Source organism: Candidatus Poribacteria bacterium (genome assembly GCA_016866785.1).
Taxonomy (GTDB): Bacteria; Poribacteria; WGA-4E.
Genome location: VGLH01000226.1, coordinates 1 through 3,332, shown reverse-complemented (window position 1 = coordinate 3,332; position 3,332 = coordinate 1). Strand labels below are relative to the sequence as shown.

General features: G+C 63.4%; 4 protein-coding genes. 1 reads left to right on the top strand and 3 read right to left on the bottom strand.

All coding sequences use genetic code 11. The annotated features are described in order from the left end of the window. The 3 genes from FJZ36_18550 to FJZ36_18540 form a co-directional block, all read right to left on the bottom strand. The coding region (locus FJZ36_18550; GenBank protein ID MBM3216899.1) for a GTP-binding protein at window positions 1-753 on the bottom strand (753 nt) is incomplete at its 3' end. Window positions 754-1,066: 313 nt separating this feature from the next. Continuing rightward, window positions 1,067-1,537, bottom strand: coding sequence for a 30S ribosomal protein S7 (gene rpsG / locus FJZ36_18545; GenBank protein ID MBM3216898.1), 471 nt, complete (start codon window positions 1,535-1,537; stop codon window positions 1,067-1,069). A gap of 44 nt (window positions 1,538-1,581) precedes the next feature. Then, a complete protein-coding gene (locus FJZ36_18540) occupies window positions 1,582-1,971 on the bottom strand; it encodes a 30S ribosomal protein S12 (GenBank protein MBM3216897.1) in 390 nt (129 codons plus the stop codon). A 524-nt stretch (window positions 1,972-2,495) separates the two neighbouring features. Between FJZ36_18540 and FJZ36_18535 the strand changes: the two genes are divergently transcribed. Then, a partial coding sequence (locus FJZ36_18535) for a hypothetical protein (GenBank protein MBM3216896.1) occupies window positions 2,496-3,332 on the top strand: 837 nt, incomplete at its 3' end.

Sequence of the window (3,332 nt, the reverse complement as noted above, 5' to 3'; positions counted from 1 at the left end):
CGCGCGTCGGACATCCTCGTTGCTAAGCGACTCGCCTTCGAGATACCGCTCCAGCAGTTCCTCGTCTTGCTCCGCAGCCGCCTCGACCAAGAGAGTCCGATGCTCGTCGACGACATCCGCCATGGCGACCGGGATTTCGACCTCGGCGTAGGTAGCGCCGAAGTCATCGGACTCCCAGACGTACGCCCGGCGCTCGATCAGATCGAGGATGCCATGGAACGTCTCTTCCGAGCCCAACGGAAGCTGCACGGCGATGGGGCGGGTTCCGAGGCGTTCCTCCATCATCTCCAAGACGCGGAAGAAGTCCGCTCCGACGCGGTCCATCTTGTTGACAAAGGCGATCCGGGGAACGCCGTACCGATCCGCCTGCTTCCACACGGTTTCGGACTGGGGCTCCACGCCGCCGACCGCGCAAAACACCGCGACGGCGCCATCGAGCACGCGCAGCGACCGCTCGACTTCCACGGTGAAGTCCACATGTCCCGGAGTATCGATGATGTTGACCCGATGGTCCGCCCAGGCGCATGTCGTGGCGGCGGAAGTGATCGTGATTCCGCGTTCCTGCTCCTGCTCCATCCAGTCCATCGTCGCGGCGCCGTCGTGGACCTCGCCGATCCGATGCGTACGACCGGTGTAGTATAGGACGCGTTCGGACACCGTCGTCTTGCCGGCGTCGATATGCGCCATGATGCCGATGTTGCGCGTGCGATCCAGCGGATATCGCCGCTCGTCGTTGTTCGCTTCGTTCTGCATTCGACTACCAATCAGCGGACAGGAGAACCCACGATCCGGGATCGTCCTTCCAGCGCCCATTGGAGACGGCGGGTTGCGCGACCTGAACAGTCGTCGGCAATCCGCAGGACATCCTTGGGACGCGTACTGCGTCTCAGAGCGGCGCTCAATGACGGCTCATCGCGCCTGGTGACACTCGACTCGTTACAGCCGATCAACTGGGATCCAGAGACCAAAGCCATCTCGGCGGCAACGCCTACCGCTTGAAGGTCTCTTCATGCTTCGGCACCGACCGGATGGTCGATCCCGAGCAGCGCCACACACCCGAATCCTGCTACCACTTGTAGTGCGAGAACGCCTTGTTGGCGTCCGCCATGCGATGCGTGTCCAGCTTCCGCCGAACCGCATTGCCTTCGTTCCGGGCAGCGTCCATCAATTCGCCCGCCAGCTTGGCTTCCATCGACTTCTCGCCGCGCGCCCGCGCGTACTGGATGAGCCAACGGAACGCGAGCGACGTACGCCGCTCGGCACGGACCTCGACGGGAACCTGATAGGTCTGTCCACCCACGCGCCGCGACTTGACCTCGACGACTGGTCGGACGTTCTCCAGCGCCTGCTGGAAGATATCCAGCGGGTCCTGGCTCGTCCGTTCCTCGACGATCCGCATGCTGCGGTAGACGATGTTCTCCGCGACGCTCTTCTTGCCGTCGCGCATGATGCTGTTGATGAACTTCTGGATCGTCGGGCTCCCGTAGACGGGATCCGGGATCGGTTCTCGCTTGATGACCGCGCGTCGTCTCGGCATGAACGTCTCGTACCTCTATGCTGAGTGCCGCTTCGATGAGCTCACTAACGACCCGACGCCTGGGCTCCAGGTCGCTTCGCGCCGTACTTGGACCTGCCTTGGCGACGGTTCTCGACGCCTGCCGCATCGAGCGTCCCACGTACGATGTGGTAGCCCACGTTCGGCAGGTCACGCACACGACCGCCACGGACGAGGACGATGTTGTGTTCGTTCAGGTTGTGGTCGATGCCCGGAATGTAGGCGGTCACCTCTCGCTGGTTCGAAAGGCGCACACGGGCGATCTTGCGCAGCGCGGAGTTCGGCTTCTTAGGCGTCTTGGTGCGCACCTGCAGGCAGACACCGCGTCGCTGCGGGCAACCCTCCAACGCGGGAGCCTTGCTCTTCGCGTTGAACTGCTTCCGTCCCTGACGTACCAGTTGGTTGATCGTCGGCATCGTCGACCTTCACCCCTTCTGCGGAACCACCAGAATGGCATCAACTGAGCAGCGCCGGATCACGCCGGATTCGCCTGCGCCCGACCGGGCTGTCGAAAGCGCAAAAAGAAAGCCCCAGAGGGGCTGCACTCTCGAACAGGAGAACCGTTGGTGTCCCAACCGCTGTTCAGGAGTCTCCTTTCCTTCCCAAGGCACGCCCGCAACGCGCCCCAGGGCTTGAAAGAACCCTCTGCCTTGTAGCCTCTCGCCGGTTCCGCCACTGTCTTCAACGGCTCCGCAACCGGCTCGACGCGACGGGATTCCTCACCAGACCCGTCAGGAAAGCATTATTCCCGACCGAAGCCGGGCGTGTCAAGCTAGAATGACTCCATCTCGCCGGGATTCTGCATCAGCGACCCGATATCTCGACGCCCGTCGTCGCGGCTTGCCAGCGAGTTTCCTTGGCGGTAGGCTTCTGGCGTCCGTTCGTTCGTGGTGAGTATCGACATTCGGACTCTTGTTCGTTCGAATCCAAGGAGGCTTCGATGGCATCACACAGATACGTCTGTTCTACTTACGCACCGCTCGCCCTGGTGTTGGCGGGGCTTCTCAGCTTGGCGGCATGCGGCGAGGATGCCGAAACGCCGCCGGTCGGCAAGCAAACCTACTCCCTCCAGCTCGACCTCCGAAACTTCGCGCCGCACGCGAGCCAGCGGCTCGAGGGCAGACTCGTCGACACCAAGACGAACCGCCAAATCGCGACGGCTCTGGCGGTCGGGGCTCCCGAAGTGACGCTCTTCTTCGGCAAGGTTCTCGTCGAAGGCGAGAGCTATCGCGTCGACTTCTACGCGGACCTCGACCGGAACGGGGAGTATACGGCTCCGGTGGGCGAGCCCGTCACCGCTTGGCCCGACCATCAGTGGCGCATCGTCAGCACGACGGACTTCGTGGAAGGCGCTGCGAGTCTCGCGAACGCCGCTGCCGACGTCAGGCTCACGATGACGCACAACACGCGGTTCACCGACATCGATTGGCCCGGACGCGAGCAGAACTCCGGCGCGACCTACCACTCGCTCCAGCTCAATCTGCGGAGCTTTGCGCCGCACGCCGGGCAGCGAATCGAAGGGCGCGTCGTCGACGTGGACTCCGGACGCGAGGTCATTCGAACGAACATCGTCGGCGCGGTGTCGTCGGCTCTGGACTTCGGCCGCGTCCTCGCCGTTGGCAGAAGCTATCGCGTCGACTTCTACGCGGACCTCAACAAAGACGGCGTGTACACGCCACCTCAGGGAACCCCGCCAACCGGCTACCCCGACCATCAGTGGCGGATCCAGGGCGACACGACATTCGCCGAAGGCGCTGCGGGGCTGACCAACGTCGGC